Origin of the sequence: Lwoffella lincolnii (assembly GCF_002014765.1) — a bacterium.
In the GTDB taxonomy this organism is placed as follows: Bacteria; Pseudomonadota; Gammaproteobacteria; order Pseudomonadales; family Moraxellaceae; genus Psychrobacter; species Psychrobacter lincolnii.
In genome coordinates, this window is sequence record NZ_MUYT01000004.1 from 529,341 (window position 1) to 548,469 (window position 19,129).

Consider the following 19,129-nt stretch of genomic DNA (forward strand, 5'->3'; position numbering starts at 1 on the left):
TATTAAATGGCATCTTATCAAATCAAATTCACTGATTAACAAATCACATCTTAACAACAATCCATTAACAACAATCCATTCATGATATTAAAATCCCATACTTTAAAACCAGCTTGATGACGCAATGTCATTTTTTTGTAACATATTCGTCATTAAAAGTAACCACATCACTGATGAACCGTCATTTATGCTGTGTTCATAACAACCATTCAATGGGCAACCATGACAGCACCATCACAAACACATGATCAAAAATGCCCATATTTGGCTCGATGTCATAAGTCACCATGTTACCTGTGGCGGCATCAATGGTACGCCAATGAATGTCATCTTGTTCATCAAGGCTTAATATATAAGCGGTGTCTTGCATGGCGGTGTCAGTCAAAGTTTGGTGCATGTCTTTGACCATGGTTGGGGCATGTATCACCACCCCAAGCTCTGTGTTTAATAAGGCAGAGCGAGGGTCAAAATTAAACGAACCAATAAAAATTTGTTCATCATCGGTGGCAAAACTTTTGGCATGCAGACTGGTGGTGGCAACGCTCGGTGGTTTAAAAAAATTGCCACGCTCTGCTTTGGTGGGTTTAAGTTCATATAAACGCACCCCTGCTTTAAGCAGTTGTTTACGCCAAGGGGCATAGCCTGAATGCACCACTGCCACATCGGTTGCCCCATAAGAATTGGTTAATATGGCAATGTCCACGCCACGCTCAGCAAGCTTCACCAACATATCAACGCCTTGTTTGGTCGGCACAAAATAAGAAGAGATGATGCTCAGCTTCTGCTTTGGCTCTTTTATCATCTTTTGTAACATATGAATGATGTAAGTGTCGGTGGGGGCGGTGTTGTCAAGCTTTTGTGGCACGTCGCTTATGTACTGCATGTCCGCCCATTTGAATGCCAACGCTTGCTTATCTAAGCGTTGCATCAAGTTAATCTTACTGATTGAGTTTTTAAGTGCTTCAATGGGAGATGGCGTAACAAGCGTGGGCGGTGCCTCAACAGATGACTGATTAACCGCATCATCAGCCAAACGCTTCACATTGGCATGGCGAGATTTATCCGTTTGTTGTGGTGGCACACGAAACTTAGAATCCAGCTCCCCACCAGTTTTATCACCAATTAAGGTGCTGTCATTGGCTTGGGCTAGGATTTTGGTAATTTTGTGTGCCAATTGTGCATCATCATATTTATCCAGATAATCTTTTATTAAATCCAACCGCTCAATAAATCCCTGTTTGTTGTGAATTGTGTCGGTAACCAAGTTGCCTTGTTGGTTATTGGTTGGTTGGTTTGTTGGGTTGTTCATTTGTTTGCCAACTGGTTTATTAAACAGTTGACTGACATCATAAGACAGCTGAGACTGCCAAAACCACTCAAAGCTTAATACCACATCATCAACCACATTCCCCACCAACAATACGTCCAAATCAGCAAATTGGTTGGCGTTGTGATCGGACAAATACTCATTACCAATGTTACGACCACCAATGATGGACAGCTGACGGTCATAAGTCATGCTTTTGTTGTGCATACGCCGATTAATCCGCTTAAAATCAGCGACATAGTTTAGACCACGCCAGTTGCGACACACCATCGGATTGATGATGCGGACGGCAATGTTGGGATGCTGGTCAAAATACCAAAGTAACTCATCAATATTGGCAGTGACATTAAAATCATCAAGCAACAAACGCACCTTAACACCACGCTCTGCCGCCAGCCATAGTTCATGCAACAGCCACTGCCCTGCTTCATCATTATGCCAAATGTAATATTGCACATCGATGCTCTTAGATGCTTGTCTGCTAAGCAAGGTGCGTGTTGCCATGGCGTCATTGCCTTCGATGATGCTAAGATAACCAGACCTGTTGGGATTGGCAAGCGTCAGCTGAGTGATGGATTGAGTGAGTGTCGGTACTTCTAGACCCTGACCTTGATTGTGAGTCGCCACATCAGCATTGACATTGACCTTAACACGCTTATCAGCAACACTCTTATCAACAGCTAAATCCTTATCAGCATATAAGTCATAAACCACTTGGGTAAATGCTTGACTGCTGGGCGAATGTGGCTCATTGGGCAAACCAAAATCAGATAAGTTTTGACAACTCATCAGCAAGGCAGACAAAGACACAATCATCAGCAAACGACCAATCAGTAAGCGACCAATCAGCAAACGACTAACAAGCCCGTAACTGCTCATAAATCCCATTCCCTAAGCTTACTTAATGACAACCATATAAAAGACTGGTAACACCCTGCTATTGAAAGAAATTGTAATCTATGCAATGATTGATTCCGATAAATCAAATCACACCAATCCCTTAACAAGCTTTAAGCCAAATGATTAATAACGTTAAATGCCAAATGCCAAATGCCAAATAATAACCACCAATCTAACAACCACCAATTTCATCAAAATTGCTGACGCATGATAACAAATTTGCTTCATTCAAACTGCTTATCATTTGTTAAAAAGCTTTATATTAACACACAGTAGGTAGCCCTTTATCATGACCCAAACCAACCACTCAACCAACAAAACGAACAACCTTAATAACAACCTTGATAACAACTGGCAAAATGACGCACTCAGCCTTGATGCAGGCTATGGCGACCAAACCCTTGCCATTCGCTCAGGGCATCATCGCACCGATGAAGGTGAACATGGCGAAGTCATTTTTACCACCAGCTCTTATGTGTACCACTCCGCTCAAGATGCTGCCAATCACTTCAATGGTTCTGCGGTAGGCAACGTTTATTCTCGCCACACCAACCCCACGGTACGCACCTTTGAGAGACGACTGGCAGCCTTAGAAGGGGGTGAGCGAGCAGTGGCAACCGCATCAGGAATGGGAGCGATTTTGACCATGTGTTTGGCTTATCTAAAAGCTGGCGACCATGTGCTGATTGCCAAACAAATCTTTGGCTCAACCGTAGGACTTTTAAACAACTTAATGGCAAAGTTTGGCATTGACAGCACATTTGTCGATGCCACGGATAACCAAGCGTGGGCGGCTGCCATACAAGACAACACCAAACTGCTGTTTTGTGAAAGCCCAAGCAACCCACTTGCCCAGTTATGCGACATTCGCCATTTGGCAAATCTTGCCCACAAACATGATGCCCTATTGGTGGTGGATAACTGCTTTGCCACCCCCGCCATTCAAAAACCACTTCAGCTTGGGGCAGACATTGTCATTCACTCAGCAACTAAATACATTGATGGTCAAGGGCGAGTACTTGGTGGTGCGTTGGTTGGCTCACATGAGTTGATGGAAGCAGCATTTGTGGTGGTGCGTTCAGCTGGCATCAGCATGAGTCCGTTTAATGCGTGGGTGTTTATTAAGGGGCTAGAAACGCTTAATTTGCGAATGTCTGCCCACTGTGCCAATGCCAACAAAGTCGCTTTTTGGCTAGACCAACACCCCAATGTCAGTAACGTGCATTTCTCTGGACTGCCACAACACCCTGCTCACGAATTGGCAAAACAACAACATCACCAAAAAGACTGTTTTGGGGCAATGGTTGCCTTTGAGGTGATTGGTGAAGGCACCGCCATGCAAGCCAATGCGTGGCATGTCATCGACAGCACCCGCATGATTTCCATCAGTAATAACCTTGGCGACACCAAAAGCATCATCACCCACCCAGCCACCACCACCCATTATCGCATGGGTGAGCAGGCTCGTGCCGATGCTGGGGTAAAAGACAGTCTTTTGCGTCTATCAGTCGGACTTGAAAATGTCGATGACATCATCGCCGATTTAGCCTTGGGTCTAGACAGCCTGTGATGTCATGACCCAGACTGCTTGATGACCAGACTGTCTAATGGTCTTTTTGTTCGTGATTTTTTGTATCAATATTCCAGCATTAACCTTTAGACAGCCCCCTCATAAACCGTTATAATGCCTTTTTTATTCAACTGATTTTAGTCAACCAATCATTGACACAGTCAATCAGCCACGGAAACAATACCCATATGAATATCCAAGCCTTAATGCAACAAGCCCAAGCCATGCAAAAACAGGTAGAGGCCAATGTCGAAAAAGCCAAAAAAGAATTGGCAAATAAAGAAGTTAACGCTGAAGCTGGTAATGGCTTAGTCAAAGTTACCATGACAGGTCGCCATGTGGTCAAACGCCTATCAATTGACCCAAGTTTATTAGAAGATGATGCAGACATGATTGAAGATTTAATCGCCGCTGCCATCAATGATGCCTCTCGCCAAGCCGATGAATTGCACGAACAAGTCATGGCTAATGCCACCAGTGGCATGGGCTTGCCACCAGGCATGCAAGGGCTGTTTGGCTAAGCGGTTTATCATCTGATTTTTTAGATGGTTGTGATTTTATAGATGGTTTGTTTTGGTCATTGATTTTGCTTAGCCCCAAATTTAATCAGCTGGTTCATCAGCTACGCATCTTGCCAGGAGTCGGACAAAAGACCGCCCAACGTATGGCGTTGTACCTGCTTACCCACAAGCGATCTGGTGGCATTGCCCTAGCCACCGCTCTAAACGATGCCATGCAAAACATCATTGAATGCAACCGCTGTCATGGCTTTAGCGATGAGCCGATATGTCATCTTTGTCAAAACCCAAGGCGTGATGACAGCGTGCTGTGCGTGGTGGAATCGGTTACTGACATCATGGCAATAGAGAGCAGTGGCGGTTATCAAGGCCGTTATTTTGTATTGGGTGGGCATTTATCACCCATTGACGGCATTGGTGTCGATGAATTAAATATCGAACAACTGCTCAAACGCCTACAAGACGAACCCATCAATGAGCTGATATTAGCCACCAGCACCACCGTTGAAGGTCAAACCACTGCCCACTTTATCTCACAAGTTGCCAGCCCCCATGTCAGCACCATCACCCAACTGGCTCAAGGCGTACCAGTGGGTGGCGAACTTGAATACCTTGATGGAATCACCTTACATCAAGCTTTTAATCACCGTTTAAAGCTATCATAACCATTGATTTTAAAGTAAAATCACTTAAACCTTATTGTTTAAATATTGTTATTTAAAGCTTGTTGTGTGCAAAAGGTACGTATATCATAGGTATTGGCATTGACATTAAAAGACATTTCAGATAAAAAAGGCATGACCCATGAAAAACACCAACAAAACAATGAACAACACACGGCTTGGCACAGCCATTTTATCAATACTCGTTTTATCACTATCGTGGTTACACACCCCTGCTCATGCAGAGCCAATGGGCATATCACCAAAGGGTGAAGGCGTCATTTATCAAAATGAATTGGGCATTCAAACGGTGCGTAAAACTTTTAGCAAAGACACCCCGATGAAGCGTCATAATCACCCAAACGACATTGTTACCTTGACTGTTACCAATGGTTTGGCACAGGTGTTATTAAATGGTCAAGAAGCACATACACTGTCTTCAGGTGATGTGCTTATTTTTGATGGCAATCATGACATTGAAGCCACCTTTTTAGCAACGACAACGGTGGTGGTAACCTTGGTATCCAAAGATAAAACCGCAAACAATCACTTAAAGCCAGCACATCACCATCATCACGCTCATTAAAACACACCATAAAAAACAGCAGTAAAAACACGCCAAGCTCATCAAAAGCTTGGCGTGCGTCTGTTATGACTGTTTATGGTTTATGACCGTTTATGGTTTATGAGTGTTATGACCGTCATTCAACTGGCTCATCACCATAATACTTAACCCCAATCTTAATGGGTTCTCGTCCTTGGCTGCGGCGAAAATTATTGGTATCACGCAGTGAGTAAGCACAGCCACAGTATTCTTGTTGATAAAAATGCTCTCGTTTGCTAATCTCAATCATGCGATTACTGCCACCGCCTTTACGCCAGTTAAAATCCCAATATTCAAGGTCATCATAAGGGGCAGCGGCACGATGACCACAATCATTGATTTGCGCCATGTTCTTCCATCGTGAAATTCCCAAAGAGCTGGTTATTACAGGAAAACCATTTTCATGGGCATACAAGGCAGTGCGTTCAAATCGCATGTCAAAGCACATGGTACAGCGGCGACCTCGCTCAGGGTCTTGCTCCATGCCTTTGGCACGGGTAAACCAGTTATCCATGTCATAATCAGCATCAATGAATGGTATGCCATGCTTTTGGGCAAAAGCGATGTTCTCGTTTTTGCGAATCTCATACTCTTTTTTGGGGTGAATGTTGGGGTTATAAAAATAAATGGTAAATTCAATGCCACTGGCAATCATCGCCTCCATGACCTCACCTGAACAAGGGGCACAACATGAGTGCAGCAGCACTTTTTTATGTCCGTTTGGTGGGGTTAAAATGGGGCGGTCAATGGGGGTGAGTGTTGGATAATCACAGGCTTTCGCAATTGCCACAGGTGTGTCTGTTTTCATGTCAATAGTACTCATTGATGTGTGTGATTGGCTGATTTATTTAAGTTTAGAGTGCTGAAGTTTAGGGTAAAAGGACTGACCAAATGCCCAATTTTGTTGTATTGTGCTGTTTTTTTGCCCATTAAGCAAGTTTTTAGTGGGTAGAAATCTTTGTACTCCACCATAAAACACCCATGGCAACAGTCATAAAAAAACAATCATAAAATAGACTTCCTACAAAACTGATGAGCAACAATCAGATTATTCTTATTGTATAAGGCTTTTGTAAAAAAGCTGAACCTAATAAAATTAGGGTTTTGCAGTAAGTTTAATAAAAAAAAGCATGGATAACCATGCTTTTTTATTGGTGGTCAATAAACTTATTTTAGGTTTTAGGTTTCAATTCTATTCATCTTGTTTTCTTAACCTTATTAAGATTAAGCTCTGCCTATTTTGGGTTGCAGTTTTTGAACAAAATTTTGTTATTTGGGTCGGTGATGGTTGCAATGCCCGCTTGATTGTAGCTTTTAGCATCGATATAGTCTGCGGTCATGGTATAACCACCAAAACCAAAAACTGAGCTTGTCATATCTGATGCGTTGAGATTGATGGGCATGCCCACAGTTTTGCCAGATAAGCTGGCAACGGCTTTGGTTGGCAAATCTGCGTCGTTAAATATGTATTTGACGTTTATATTTTTGCCACCTTGGCAAGCATATTGGACGGTTTTTGGACTCATGGCATTGGCAGAAACAGCCATCATACCAGCAGCAGCCACGATAAGACTAAAGGCAAGTTTTTTCATGAGATTTTCCTTGTGTGTCAATTTGTGTATCAGGTTTTTGTGTAAATTGGCATCAAATGATGCCCCATAATTGAGAATCATTATTAGGTGCCATTGACTGGGTGTCATTGAATAACGATATTGACGTTAGTTATTAGTTATATGATGGTCATTACAGCTTTTTAACATATCTGACATTGCAGTTTTTATAAGCCAAATCTCCAGCAGGGCTGGTGATGTTAATGCCCAATCTGTGGTAGTTATTTAATGACATGGCATCGGTCATTAAACTGTAATTATTTTCATCACCAAAAACGCTGTCAATGTTATCAGAACGGTTTAAATTAAGTGGCATAAAGCGAGTTTTGCCATCAACATAAGAGCTGGCATAGGTTGGCAGTCTTTGTTGGTTGAAACCATAAGTAACCGTCACTTGTTTGCCTGATTGGCAAGCATAAGTAACTTGGCGCTTTAACACGGCAGAGTCATGAGCTTGTTGAGCATCGTGAGCATGGGCAGTGCCAGTCAATCCAACAAGTGCCAAAACAGCAGCAGGGGCTAGGGCTAAAATTTTCATATAACATCTCCAAATGTTCTAAAAGTTTAAAAGAATGACGTTTGTTTGACAGCATATTAACCTAATTTACCCATCGCCAAATTTTAAGTGCATTTGCTTAGTTAATGAATGTTAAGCATCTCCATGCAAACAGCAAACGCAAAACCAAACGGTCAATGAATGAATGGGTAAGGATAATGTAAAATGATAATGTAAAAAAAAAATAATACTATAGTGTTATGGTAAAAATTATAATATTAAGGTAAAAAATTATTGCTATAATCAGCAACTGATGTCATTGGAGTTATCAACACCACCATGCCCCCATTACCCCCATCTGAGACCGTCAGCCACATTAGCCACGCTCTAAACAACCCTACCTTAGCCATGGATGTCATCTGTGCCACAAGTTTGCCAACAGTTTGGGTAGGACATGAGCAGGCTTTGCAAGACTTACTTGCTAAACTTATTCATGTGAGTATGGTGGCACTGGATACCGAATTCATCAAACGAGACACTTACTATCCGATATTGGCATTGCTACAAATCAACACAGGGAAGCGGATTTATCTGATTGATGCTCTAAAGTTTGATGACCTAATGCCACTTTGGCAAGCATTGATGGCATGTCCACTGATGATTTGGCATGCGTGTGGCGAAGATTTGGCCATCTTTTATCTGCTGGCAGATTGCCCTGTGTTAACCAATGTCTTTGATACGCAAATTGCTTTGGGGTTTTTGACCCAACAGCTAAAAATGGGGTATCAAAAAGCAATTGCTACCGAGCTTGGGGTGGACATTGACAAGGGCGAAAGTCAATCTAATTGGCTACACCGTCCTTTATCTGATGCCCAAATAAACTATGCCACTGATGATGTGCGTTATCTATTGCCATTATTTGCGGTCATCTGTCGACAACTAAACGATAAAGGCTTGATTGACATGGTCATCGAAGACTGCCAGCTTTATGCCCAAGAAGTCTATGATGCTCAAAATATGGAAGATGACCTGCTGTATCTGTCAGCGGCAGATTATCGTTATGATGGGGTGCAATTGGCATTTTTGCAAAGTTTGTTGGTATGGCGAGAAGAGCTGGCACGGCAGACCAATCAACCACGCCCCTTTATCATTCGCAAGCAAGGCATTGCTGAATTGGTAGAGCTATTACCAAGCACTCACAAACAATTATACCGCCAAACCAGTTTGCACCGACACATCATCGAGCAATATGGCTCAGAAATTATTAAGCTTGTGCATACTGCCAAACAATTGCCTGCCAGCAAATACCCCGCCCCCACGATACCACCTTACCGAAGTAAGGACAAAACCCTAAAAAATCAGTTAAATTCCATTTTGCAGGATTATCACACAAAAACGGGCATTCCCACCACCATACTATTAAAGAAAAAATGGCTCACAGAACTGCTTGAGCTGGTGGCATTAGAAATCATTGATGATGGTACTGGCATGACAGGCAATGAAGTCAGCCAATTACCATTGGGATTGCAAGGCTGGCGATTGTCATTAGTTACCAATCATATATTACCTGTGCTATTTTCACATAAAGCACACATTCAAGAAGCCATGGGCTTACAACACCCTAAGCATGCTTGATGGGGGGTAGGTTGTGTATTTATTGAAGGTGTCTTATTTATGGCGTCTTACTTAATTTAGGGTATCTTAATGGTTGGCATCGTAATTGGTATTCTCAAAATCGTCTGATAAATCGGTATTATCAAAGTCATCTAATTGTTCAGCCACTCGGCGTTTTTTGTCTTCGTACAAGGCTTGTTCAATGGCGGTACGGATAAGTTGCCACAAAAACCCCAAAAATAAACCCACCACAATCACCACCATGATGGGTAATAAGCTGGTTAATGCTGTGGTGTGGTCTTTGGTCAACAGCCCATATACCACGCCAATACTGGCAGGAGCAAGCTCAACTGAATCACCAGCGGCTGTCCCAGGGGTTAATAATACCGCCAATAACACCACCCAGCTCATGCCACCAATCGGCTTAGGCAACGCTCTTACCACCAAAATCCATAATAACAACACCAAAACACTGCCACCAACATACGCATATAGTGGCAATTGTTCTGCTGGCACTTCCTTAACAAAATCACTCCACCAAAACACAAAACGACTGACCCAGTTGCTGATGTCATCTAACGGTAAATTCAGTATGAAGTCTTTTAACCAATCCATCATATGTCCAATCTTCAACCTAGGCATGTCAATAGGGTAAAGTCAGATTTTAACATGCCCTGCCCATCAGTCATAGCGTTTATCTTGCATTTGCTTGGTACGATTTTTGGCGGTTTTAGTCAATATGTCTGTTGGTGGCATCTGCACATAATAGCCTTGTGATGCCAGCTTATCCAATACGTCAGCTTTATCTGCCCGAGCCAATTTATCGGTTTTGCCCAAATCTAGGTGCATCACAAACTCACTGCACCCCAAATTTGTCCGAAACGCCTTGGGCAACACGCCCAACCAATCGGTTAACGTCTCGATGTCGTCAGGATAATTGGGGCGAGCAACATAGACATACAAATCTTCATATTTGGGGAATTTATAGATATCGCAGTGCATGGGGTTATTTTACCTTACTTAACTGTGGCTAAAAATGTGTCTGAAAATGTATCTTGTGATGATTTGCCTTGTAATTTTGCCAGAAATTTTTCATAATGAAAGCATGTTTCAGGAGACGGCATAGTATAGCATCTATCTTGGGTACTGTTATCTTAGATATGTTTATCTTGGTGCTGTTGTCATGCACAAAATACTTTTATACTTTTGCCACCGAAGGCGTATGCACCCTGCCAATCGCTCAGGTAAAAGGACTGAAACACTCACACCCGTTTTGATGTGTCATATTGACTTATTGACTTAAAGCATGGTCATATTAACAAAAAGGTCGTGAAAAATCTGGAGAGCATGGCAAGCTGATAAGTTATCATGTCATATTGCCATCACCGAAGGGGAGAAAACAGCCAATCGGTTGGAGACATTCAACCATCATTGTCTGTTGAAAATCTCAGGTAAAACGGACAGATGGGGTAAAAATCAACGCCAAATCAGCTCATCACTCAGATAACAGCGTATTTCGATGCTTTGATTGTTTATTATGATGGTTGATTGCCTTCAACGTTTATGTTAACGGTTTGCTTTACCCTATTTGCTAAGGATTTTTATGACTGATTCACAACGCACTCCTTTTTATCAATCTCACCTGGATAACAACGGCAAAATCGTGGATTTTTCTGGTTGGGAGTTGCCCATTCATTACGGTTCACAGTTAGAAGAACATGATGCTGTCCGCACTGATGCAGGCATGTTTGATGTGTCGCACATGGTGGTCAGTGATGTGCAAGGCAAAGATGCCAAGGCATGGCTACAAAAGCTGCTCGCCAATGATGTTGCTAAGTTAAAGTTTGTTGGCAAAGCCTTATATTCTGGCATGCTTAACGAACAAGGTGGGGTGATTGATGACTTGATTGTCTACCGCATGAACGAAGATGAAACCCAATATCGCATTGTCTCCAATGCTGCCACTCGTGATAAAGATTTGGCACACTTCATCAGTGTTGCCCATGACTTTGATGTCGTCATCACCGAACGCCCAGAGCTTGCCATGCTCGCTGTGCAAGGACCTAACGCCATCGCCAAACTCAAACAAGCCAAACCAAGCTGGGCAGGTGTTTTAGATGGTTTAAAGCCGTTTGTTGGGGCAGATTTAACCAACATTGAAGGGGCAGATTGGTTTGTTGCTCGCACAGGCTACACAGGGGAAGATGGCGTGGAAGTGATTTTGCCTGGTGATGACGCATCAGCATTTTTTACCGATTTGCTTCAAGTGGGCATCAAACCTGCAGGTTTGGGAGCAAGGGATACCTTACGCATGGAAGCTGGCATGAACCTATACGGTCATGATATGGACGAGTCCATCAGCCCTTATGAATGCAATATGGGCTGGACGCTGTCTTTTAAAACCAAGGAAGCAGAAGATGAACGTGATTTTATCGGTCGTGATGCTCTGATTGCCAAGCGTGATATGTCCAAGGCTGATGGCACTGCCATGAAGCAAGTCGGCTTATTACTAGAAGGTAAAGGCGTGTTGCGTGAGGGCATGCCAGTCTTTATCAATCAAGATTTTAGTGAACAAACAGGCATCATCACCAGTGGCACATTTTCTCCAACCCTTAAGCAATCGATTGCCATCGCCCGTGTGCCTGATAGCGTGACTGAAGGTGATGTGATGTTGGTGGATTTGCGTGGTAAAGGCAAGTTCTCTGAAGTCAAAGTCATCAAACTGCCATTTGTCAGAAATGGCAAAAAGCAATTTGATTGATTGTACACCGAAAAACTGACCAAAAGCATCAAAGGTGCTTTTGGGTCTTTATGTTCGTTTTATTATGTTTAGGAATTGAAATAATATGAAATATCTATGTACAGGTTTGGTTATTTTATTATTGGTAGGCTGTGATGCCAAAGACACATGCTTAGATTATGGCGGTCATTATGATGAAGCAAACAAACAATGCGTCTATTAATAGCTTGACCAATCGTTGTACGCCGTACACCGCTTTTAAGTACACCCTTTAACCCATTAACCCCCATTTATTCACCAAACTCACAGGAGAAAACCATGAGTAACATTCCAGCTGAACTAAAATATGTCGCCAGTCATGAATGGCTACGCCAAGAAGATGACGGTACGATTACTGTTGGCATTACCGAACACGCTCAAGATTTGCTCGGTGATATTGTCTATGTGGAATTGCCAGAAGTGGGCGAAAATGTCTCTGCTGACGATGAAATTGCCGTTGTCGAATCAGTCAAAGCGGCATCTGATGTTTATGCCCCCATCTCTGGTGAAATCGTTGCCATCAACGAAGAGCTAGAAGACGCACCAGAAACCATCAACACAGACCCATATGGTGATGGTTGGTTTTTTCGCATCAAACCTGACAATGCTGAAGACTTTGATGGCTTATTAAGTGCTGACGACTATAAAAACGAGTTGTCATAATTAAAGTCATCATGGCTAAAAAATAGTTAAACAGTGGTTAAATAGTGGTTGGGCAATCATTGAACAATCATTAAGCAGTGGTATCTGACAAGCCATCTGTTTGTTTTAGCCCTTTGTGTCGGCGACAGCAAAGGGCTAAAAATAGCCATTTAAAATCCAGCTCATAAAATCCAGCTAAGCCGTGCCATCTCTGGCTTGGGCTGTTATGAATTTAAACGCCAACTCATCTATAAGGCTAAGCAATGGGACAACACAATTAAAGAGTTGGACGGGTTTTATCCAAGTTCTAAGACTTGCCACGCTTGCAATGATAAGTTAGATAAATTACCTTTAAATGAAACTGAGAAACTGACAATGGCAAAATTGTGGAAAAACTCATGACACAGACATTAATGCCAGTCTCAATATTTTAAACAACGCAATAAAAGTGTTAACTTTTACCTAAAAAAGTTTGTCGGTGAGTTCCACCGTGTCAGTCTATGGCGCTTATGTAAGACTTATGTGTAATCACAAAGTCAATCACCAATCAATGCCACTTTTAATGCCACTTTAGGAACGACTTAGAAACAGATTAGAAACAGATTAGAAACAGATTATAAACAAGTTAGGAAGGACACATGGCAAATAACAATAAAGAAAACAGCATCAAAGAAAACACCATCGCCACACCCAACCACACGCCTCATCTTGATGCGTTTAAATCAGTGGTCAGCTCAAGACGGTCAGTACGCATCTTTACTGACACACCCATTTCTGATGAGGTGTTAGATGATTGTCTGCGTTTGGCAATGCTTGCCCCCAACTCAAGCAATCTGCAACCTTGGGAATTTTATGTCATTGAGTCAATACAGAAACGCCAACGAGCCAATCAACTCTGTATGAATCAAAATGCCGCCAAAACTGCCAATAAACTCATTGCCATTGTCGCTAATACCCACACATGGCGTCAGCATGCCAAGCAAATCATTGAGCAATACCCCAGTAAGCCTGTTCCCAAGCTTGTCAAAGATTACTATGGCAAGCTTATCCCTGTGGCGTTCACCACAGGTCCTGCCAATGTGCTGACTCCGATAAAAAAAGCCGTCATCAAAGGACATCGTGCTTTTAAAGGTCCCATAAAAACGCCCATTTATGATGAAAGACAACGCAAGGAGTGGGCAGTGAATAATGCGTATTTGGCAGCTCAAAATCTGATGCTTGCGTTGCGGGCTTATGGCTTTGACAGCTGTGCCATGGGTGGCTTTGATGAACCAGCGATGAAAAAATTGTTAGGATTGAATGAACATCAACACATTGCCATGATGCTAGGGGCAGGTGAACGAAGTGAGAAAGGCATCTATGGCGAGCAGTTCCGTTTTGATGAACGTCGTTTTGTGCATAGAGTATGATGCTTTAAACTTAAACTTAAACTTAAACCAATCATCTATTGACCACCGTTTTGCCATTGTCAATCAGTCATCAGACAATCAGTAATAAATCAATCAGCCATAATCAACAATCAACTAAGCCAACACCACATAAGGAATGTCATATGAGCCACTCTCAATCAGCCACGCAAACATTTGCGACATTGTTTAACGAAAATGCTTTTATCCACCGTCATCTTGGTTCAGACAGCGACACACAAGCACAAATGCTAAAAACATTGGGTTATGATGACCTAGACAGCTTTATTGATGATACCGTGCCTAAGCCTGTGCGTATGCCAAACAAACTGCAATTACCTGCTGCCATCAGTGAACATCATGCGTTGGCAAAACTGCGCCGTCATGCTGATAACATTACGGTGAATAAAAGCTATATTGGACAAGGATATTCACCCACTCGCTTGCCAGCGGTTATTCAACGTAATGTGCTAGAAAATCCCGGTTGGTACACTGCCTATACCCCTTATCAAGCTGAAATTTCACAAGGTCGGTTAGAGGCGTTGTTGAACTTTCAACAAGTCTGTATCGACTTGACTGGGCTAGATTTGGCTGGGGCATCGCTGCTTGATGAGGCCACGGCAGCCGCTGAAGGCATGGCAATGGCAAAACGTGTCAGTAAATCTAAGTCTGAGCGTTTTTTTGTTGATGAACGAACATACCCACAAACGCTTGACGTTATCCGTACCCGTGCCAAATATTTCGGTTGGGACGTGGTGGTTGGTGATTTTACCAAAGCAACCGACGGTGACTATTTTGGCGCATATCTGCAATATGTGGGGCGTGAAGGAGATATGGTTGATTTAACCGACATCATCACCAAGTTAAAGAGTAACAAAACCATTTGTATCGTTGGGGCGGACATCATGAGTTTGGTGTTGTTAAAGTCTCCTGCCCAAATGGGAGCAGACATTGCTTTAGGCAGTACCCAGCGGTTTGGCATTCCCATGGGATTTGGTGGTCCGCATGCCGCTTATTTTGCTTTTAGCGATAAGCATAAACGCCAAGCCCCAGGGCGTATTATTGGTGTGTCAAAAGATGCTCAAGGCAACATGGCTTTACGCATGGCATTGCAAACTCGTGAGCAACATATCCGCCGTGAAAAAGCCAATTCCAATATTTGCACATCACAAGTCCTGCTGGCAAATTTGGCAGGCATGTATGCCGTTTATCATGGGGCGGTTGGGGTTAAACGCATTGCCAATCGCATTCACGCCATGGCAACTGCCTTTGCTGATGTTATCCGCCAAACAGATGGTGATAACAACGTGGTGCATTCGCTGTTTTTTGATACGGTGCTGATTGATTGTGGCAGTGAAAAACTGGCTCAGCAAATCTATGAAAATGCCGCCAACGTTGGCTACAACTTATGGCAACATGGCGATGGTAAGTTGTCTGTTAGCTTTAGCGAAACCAGCGATCAGACTGACTTTGAAGCACTCACTCAGCTGTTTGTCAATAAATCCCATCAACTGCCAGAGCAAGCTGATATTTGCCTGACCGATGACCTGCTTAGACAAAGTGACATTTTGACCCATCAAGTTTTTAACAGTCATCACACCGAACATGAGATGCTTCGCTACTTAAAGTCACTAGAAGACAAAGATTTGGCGATGAACCGCAGCATGATTTCTTTGGGCAGTTGTACCATGAAATTAAATGCCACCAGTGAGATGTTGCCCATCACATGGAATGAGTTTGCCAATGTGCATCCATTTGCCCCCCGTGAGCAAGTAACAGGCTATATCGCCATGATTGATGAGCTACAAAATCAACTTAAGGCCATCACAGGTTTTGATGCAATCTCCATGCAACCCAATTCTGGGGCATCAGGTGAATACGCAGGTCTGCTTGCCATTCGCCGTTATCATGAAGCCAATGGTAACAGCGAACGAAATGTTTGCCTAATCCCACGCTCTGCCCACGGCACGAATCCTGCCACCGCACAGATGATGGGCATGACCGTGGTGGTGGTGAATACCGATGAACATGGTAATGTCGATACTGACGACTTAAAAGCCAAATGCCAAGAACACACAGACAAACTTGGGGCATTGATGATAACCTATCCATCGACACATGGCGTGTTTGAAGAGGGTATCCGTGATATTTGCAACCTTATCCATGAACATGGCGGTCAAGTCTATATGGATGGAGCAAACATGAATGCTCAAGTTGGCATCATGCAACCTGCTGACGTGGGGGCAGACGTGCTACATATGAACCTGCACAAGACCTTTTGTGTCCCCCATGGTGGTGGTGGTCCGGGCATGGGACCCATCGGCATGAAATCACACCTTGCCCCTTATATGACCAACCACAGCGTAAGCCCCGTGCATAATGCCAGTCATCACACCAGTGCCGTCTCAGCTGCCCCTTATGGCTCGGCCAGCATTTTGCCTATTACTTGGATGTACATCACCATGATGGGGGCTGAAGGTCTGACGCAAGCCACCAAACTGGCATTGCTCAACGCCAACTACATTGCCAATGAACTCAAAGACAGCTACCCTGTCTTATACACTGGCAAAAATGGGCGTGTGGCTCATGAATGTATCATTGACATTCGCCCATTAAAAGAAGAAACAGGCATCAGCGAGTCGGACATTGCCAAACGTCTCATGGATTATGGCTTTCATGCCCCAACCATGAGCTTTCCTGTCGCTGGCACATTAATGATTGAGCCAACTGAATCTGAATCAAAAGCTGAGCTTGACCGCTTTATCGCCGCTTTAAAACAAATTAAAGCCGAAGCCATGCAAGTCAAAGAGGGCAAAGATGGCTGGACAAGCAATGATAACCCATTGGTTAATGCCCCACACACAGCATTTGTGATTGCCAGCAGTGATTGGTCGCACCCTTACAGTCGTGATACCGCCGCTTTCCCATTGGATTATATTCGTGGGCATAAGTTCTGGCCATCGGTTGGACGGGTTGATGACGTGTATGGCGATAAAAATTTAATATGCAGCTGCCCAAGCACCGACAGCTATGCTTAAAACCCTGTTTGATGCAAGCATGCTTAGCAAAAGGACTCGCCATGTCAACACTTTGGTACAGCACCAAAAAACTGATAAAAAGCCATGTGCTGGTGATTGGCTTACTGTTGGCATGGCAATTTTCGGTTCAGTTTGGGCTGTTGCCTGATTATTTATTGCCATCACCTTGGCAGATTGTGCTGGCGTTTGTGAATGACTTTGTTTTGCTGATGACCCATGCCAAATACACGTTAGCAACGGCATTTTTAGGCACAGGCATTGGTCTTGTCATCAGCTTTGTGCTGTCGATTGCCATGGACATGTCCAAAACCATTAAGCAAACCGTATACCCATTAATTTTACTTAACCAAACCATTCCCACCATTGCCATTGCTCCTTTGTTAATCATTTGGCTTGGCTATGGCATCACCCCAAAAGTGGTGCTGGTGGTCTTATCGGTATTTTTTCCCATCACCGTGGCATTGGTTGATGGCTATCAATCAGTCAGCCGTGAACATCTTAATCTGTTTAAGTCCATGCAAGCAGATAAAATAGATTTATACCGTCATCTTAAAATCCCTGCCGCCATGCCATCTTTTTTTACAGGGTTAAAGGTTGCGTTATCTTATGCCCTAATCTCAGCGGTGATTGCTGAATGGTTGGGCGGTTATTATGGATTGGGTGTATACATGACCCGTGTGCGTAAGTCTTATGATTTAGACAGCATGTTTGCGGTGATTTTTTTGATTAGTGTGTTAACTTTATTATTGATTGCTTTGGTAAAGTGGCTAGAACGCCAAGTATTAAAGCATGAGTATCAATAATTTGGTTTATCATGATTAACATTTTTTTATAAAAATTTATCATTAATTAAGGTTTAAGAAATTTAAAAAAAGAAATTTAAGGAAACGTTATGTACTCACCCTCTTTTACCCCCATGGCAATCTGTCATATTGACCACCGTTCACACACACCCATCAAGGTGGTGCTGATGATGACCATGGTGGCATTGCTGATGTTATTAACCGCTTGTCAGCCCAAATCTGACAGCACCGTCACCAATGATAAAACCGACAATCAAGCCAATAACGCCAATGACACCGCAAAAACTGAACTGGTCATCTCACTAGATTGGGTACCCAACACCAACCACACAGGGCTTTATGTGGCACAAGATAAAGGCTACTTTGCAGAAGAAGGGTTGGAAGTTAAAATCGTTCAGCCCAGTGAAGACAGTGCGTCCACATTGGTGGCGACCAACCGAGCAGATTTGGGCATTTATTTTCAACCCAATATGGTTAAAAAACTGGTCAAGGACGTACCCATCACCGCCGTTGCCGCCATTGCTCAGCATAACACCGCAGGCTTGATGTCATTAAAATCATTGGGAGCAACCAAGCCAAAAGACCTGAATGGTAAACGCTACTCCACATGGGAAGACCCCATCGATGATGCCACAGTTGCCCATATCGTGGGAGATGATTTGGTAAAAATCCCTGGTGAGACCACCGATGCCACGGCTGCCTTACGGTTAAACCAATTCGATTATATATTAGCCTATTATGGCTGGGACGGTATCCATGCCCAAATAAAAAATGTGGCAACTGATTTTTTCTTTTTAAAAGATTATGAACCCATTTTTGACTATTATAGCCCTGTCATTATCGCCAACAACACCACGTTGCAAAGTAATCCAGATAAAATCAAACACGCCCTAACTGCCATTAAAAAGGGCTATGTTTATGCCGCTCATAATCCAGAAGACAGTACCAAAATATTACTCAAATACGCCCCAGAAACCAACGAAGAGTTGGCAATGGCAAGCCAAAAATATCTGTCTGCTCAATATCTTGATGATAATGGCGATTGGGGCAAATTTGACTATGGTCGCTGGGATAAATTTTATGAATGGGTCTATGACAACAAACTGATTGATAAGCCCCTACCACCACAAGCTGGGGTGAGTAATGATTATTTACCATAA

Annotated in this window: 18 protein-coding genes and 2 riboswitches; of the genes, 12 read left to right on the forward strand and 6 right to left on the reverse strand. The window is 43.1% G+C overall.

The annotated features are described in order from the left end of the window. Positions 1–196: 196 nt before the first annotated feature. The gene (locus B0682_RS04510) at positions 197–2,206 is read right to left on the reverse strand and encodes a phospholipase D family protein (protein ID WP_143823264.1); all 2,010 of its coding nucleotides are present in this window, start codon (positions 2,204–2,206) and stop codon (positions 197–199) included. A 310-nt stretch (positions 2,207–2,516) separates the two neighbouring features. Here B0682_RS04510 and B0682_RS04515 point away from each other — a divergent pair, with 310 nt between their 5' ends. The 4 genes from B0682_RS04515 to B0682_RS09625 all read left to right on the forward strand — a co-directional run bounded on the left by B0682_RS04515 (position 2,517) and on the right by B0682_RS09625 (position 5,563). Further along, positions 2,517–3,797 (forward strand): O-succinylhomoserine sulfhydrylase, encoded by a 1,281-nt coding sequence (locus B0682_RS04515; protein WP_078306856.1) that lies wholly within the window; start codon positions 2,517–2,519, stop codon positions 3,795–3,797. 188 nt (positions 3,798–3,985) lie between these two features. Next, on the forward strand, positions 3,986–4,318 hold the full coding sequence (locus B0682_RS04520) for a YbaB/EbfC family nucleoid-associated protein (RefSeq protein ID WP_078306857.1): 333 nt from the start codon (positions 3,986–3,988) through the stop codon (positions 4,316–4,318). Positions 4,319–4,383: 65 nt separating this feature from the next. Continuing rightward, the gene (recR, locus tag B0682_RS04525; RefSeq protein ID WP_078306858.1) at positions 4,384–4,980 is read left to right on the forward strand and encodes a recombination mediator RecR; all 597 of its coding nucleotides are present in this window, start codon (positions 4,384–4,386) and stop codon (positions 4,978–4,980) included. Between the two features lie 139 nt (positions 4,981–5,119). Beyond that, complete coding sequence (locus tag B0682_RS09625; protein WP_240494844.1) at positions 5,120–5,563, forward strand: cupin domain-containing protein; 444 nt, start codon at positions 5,120–5,122, stop codon at positions 5,561–5,563. A 115-nt stretch (positions 5,564–5,678) separates the two neighbouring features. Here the strand turns inward: B0682_RS09625 and B0682_RS04540 are convergent, their stop codons facing one another. From B0682_RS04540 to B0682_RS04550, 3 genes are all read right to left on the reverse strand, one after another. After that, positions 5,679–6,389, reverse strand: coding sequence for an epoxyqueuosine reductase QueH (locus tag B0682_RS04540; RefSeq protein WP_078306859.1), 711 nt, complete (start codon positions 6,387–6,389; stop codon positions 5,679–5,681). 427 nt (positions 6,390–6,816) lie between these two features. Further along, positions 6,817–7,173: an ACP-like domain-containing protein gene (locus B0682_RS04545; protein WP_078307081.1), complete on the reverse strand. Its 357-nt coding sequence runs from the start codon at positions 7,171–7,173 to the stop codon at positions 6,817–6,819. Positions 7,174–7,324: 151 nt separating this feature from the next. Next, on the reverse strand, positions 7,325–7,729 hold the full coding sequence (locus tag B0682_RS04550) for an ACP-like domain-containing protein (RefSeq protein ID WP_078306860.1): 405 nt from the start codon (positions 7,727–7,729) through the stop codon (positions 7,325–7,327). Positions 7,730–8,026: 297 nt separating this feature from the next. Between B0682_RS04550 and B0682_RS04555 the strand changes: the two genes are divergently transcribed. After that, entirely contained in the window at positions 8,027–9,322 is a 1,296-nt protein-coding gene (locus B0682_RS04555; protein WP_240494845.1) for a ribonuclease D, read from the forward strand. A gap of 66 nt (positions 9,323–9,388) precedes the next feature. Here B0682_RS04555 and B0682_RS04560 read toward each other — a convergent pair whose 3' ends face one another. Both B0682_RS04560 and B0682_RS04565 read right to left on the reverse strand, forming a co-directional pair. After that, positions 9,389–9,919, reverse strand: a complete 531-nt coding sequence (locus B0682_RS04560) for a hypothetical protein (protein WP_205760097.1) — start codon at positions 9,917–9,919, stop codon at positions 9,389–9,391. Positions 9,920–9,982: 63 nt separating this feature from the next. Then, a complete protein-coding gene (locus B0682_RS04565) occupies positions 9,983–10,303 on the reverse strand; it encodes a YcgL domain-containing protein (RefSeq protein WP_078306862.1) in 321 nt (106 codons plus the stop codon). Positions 10,304–10,402: 99 nt separating this feature from the next. Beyond that, positions 10,403–10,567, forward strand: a riboswitch (glycine riboswitch). Between the two features lie 62 nt (positions 10,568–10,629). Continuing rightward, a riboswitch (glycine riboswitch) is annotated at positions 10,630–10,775 on the forward strand. A 129-nt stretch (positions 10,776–10,904) separates the two neighbouring features. Here B0682_RS04565 and gcvT point away from each other — a divergent pair. The 7 genes from gcvT (at position 10,905) to B0682_RS04600 (ending at position 19,129) form a co-directional block, all read left to right on the forward strand. After that, positions 10,905–12,062: a glycine cleavage system aminomethyltransferase GcvT gene (gcvT, locus tag B0682_RS04570; RefSeq protein ID WP_078306863.1), complete on the forward strand. Its 1,158-nt coding sequence runs from the start codon at positions 10,905–10,907 to the stop codon at positions 12,060–12,062. Between the two features lie 297 nt (positions 12,063–12,359). Continuing rightward, a complete protein-coding gene (gcvH, locus tag B0682_RS04575; protein ID WP_078306864.1) occupies positions 12,360–12,743 on the forward strand; it encodes a glycine cleavage system protein GcvH in 384 nt (127 codons plus the stop codon). Between the two features lie 195 nt (positions 12,744–12,938). Then, the gene (locus B0682_RS09780) at positions 12,939–13,124 is read left to right on the forward strand and encodes a zinc ribbon domain-containing protein (RefSeq protein WP_158077863.1); all 186 of its coding nucleotides are present in this window, start codon (positions 12,939–12,941) and stop codon (positions 13,122–13,124) included. Between the two features lie 236 nt (positions 13,125–13,360). Then, positions 13,361–14,131 carry a nitroreductase family protein gene (locus tag B0682_RS04585; protein ID WP_078306866.1) on the forward strand — a complete coding sequence of 257 codons (771 nt, stop codon included), beginning with the start codon at positions 13,361–13,363 and terminating at the stop codon, positions 14,129–14,131. Positions 14,132–14,274: 143 nt separating this feature from the next. After that, on the forward strand, positions 14,275–17,166 hold the full coding sequence (gcvP, locus tag B0682_RS04590; protein WP_078306867.1) for an aminomethyl-transferring glycine dehydrogenase: 2,892 nt from the start codon (positions 14,275–14,277) through the stop codon (positions 17,164–17,166). 41 nt (positions 17,167–17,207) lie between these two features. Continuing rightward, on the forward strand, positions 17,208–17,969 hold the full coding sequence (locus tag B0682_RS04595; protein ID WP_078306868.1) for an ABC transporter permease: 762 nt from the start codon (positions 17,208–17,210) through the stop codon (positions 17,967–17,969). A 176-nt stretch (positions 17,970–18,145) separates the two neighbouring features. Beyond that, on the forward strand, positions 18,146–19,129 hold the full coding sequence (locus B0682_RS04600; protein ID WP_078307082.1) for an ABC transporter substrate-binding protein: 984 nt from the start codon (positions 18,146–18,148) through the stop codon (positions 19,127–19,129).

Excerpts from the sequence above, each read along its gene's own strand:
- B0682_RS04510 (WP_143823264.1), bottom strand. The coding sequence starts at position 2,206 with ATGAGCAGTTACGGGCTTGTTAGTCGTTTGCTGATTGGTCGCTTACTG.
- B0682_RS04515 (WP_078306856.1), top strand. The coding sequence starts at position 2,517 with ATGACCCAAACCAACCACTCAACCAACAAAACGAACAACCTTAATAAC.
- B0682_RS04520 (WP_078306857.1), top strand. The coding sequence starts at position 3,986 with ATGAATATCCAAGCCTTAATGCAACAAGCCCAAGCCATGCAAAAACAG.
- B0682_RS09625 (WP_240494844.1), top strand. The coding sequence starts at position 5,120 with ATGAAAAACACCAACAAAACAATGAACAACACACGGCTTGGCACAGCC.
- B0682_RS04540 (WP_078306859.1), bottom strand. The coding sequence starts at position 6,389 with ATGAAAACAGACACACCTGTGGCAATTGCGAAAGCCTGTGATTATCCA.
- B0682_RS04545 (WP_078307081.1), bottom strand. The coding sequence starts at position 7,173 with ATGAAAAAACTTGCCTTTAGTCTTATCGTGGCTGCTGCTGGTATGATG.
- B0682_RS04550 (WP_078306860.1), bottom strand. The coding sequence starts at position 7,729 with ATGAAAATTTTAGCCCTAGCCCCTGCTGCTGTTTTGGCACTTGTTGGA.
- B0682_RS04555 (WP_240494845.1), top strand. The coding sequence starts at position 8,027 with ATGCCCCCATTACCCCCATCTGAGACCGTCAGCCACATTAGCCACGCT.
- B0682_RS04560 (WP_205760097.1), bottom strand. The coding sequence starts at position 9,919 with ATGATGGATTGGTTAAAAGACTTCATACTGAATTTACCGTTAGATGAC.
- B0682_RS04565 (WP_078306862.1), bottom strand. The coding sequence starts at position 10,303 with ATGCACTGCGATATCTATAAATTCCCCAAATATGAAGATTTGTATGTC.
- gcvT (WP_078306863.1), top strand. The coding sequence starts at position 10,905 with ATGACTGATTCACAACGCACTCCTTTTTATCAATCTCACCTGGATAAC.
- gcvH (WP_078306864.1), top strand. The coding sequence starts at position 12,360 with ATGAGTAACATTCCAGCTGAACTAAAATATGTCGCCAGTCATGAATGG.
- B0682_RS04585 (WP_078306866.1), top strand. The coding sequence starts at position 13,361 with ATGGCAAATAACAATAAAGAAAACAGCATCAAAGAAAACACCATCGCC.
- gcvP (WP_078306867.1), top strand. The coding sequence starts at position 14,275 with ATGAGCCACTCTCAATCAGCCACGCAAACATTTGCGACATTGTTTAAC.
- B0682_RS04595 (WP_078306868.1), top strand. The coding sequence starts at position 17,208 with ATGTCAACACTTTGGTACAGCACCAAAAAACTGATAAAAAGCCATGTG.
- B0682_RS04600 (WP_078307082.1), top strand. The coding sequence starts at position 18,146 with ATGGTGGCATTGCTGATGTTATTAACCGCTTGTCAGCCCAAATCTGAC.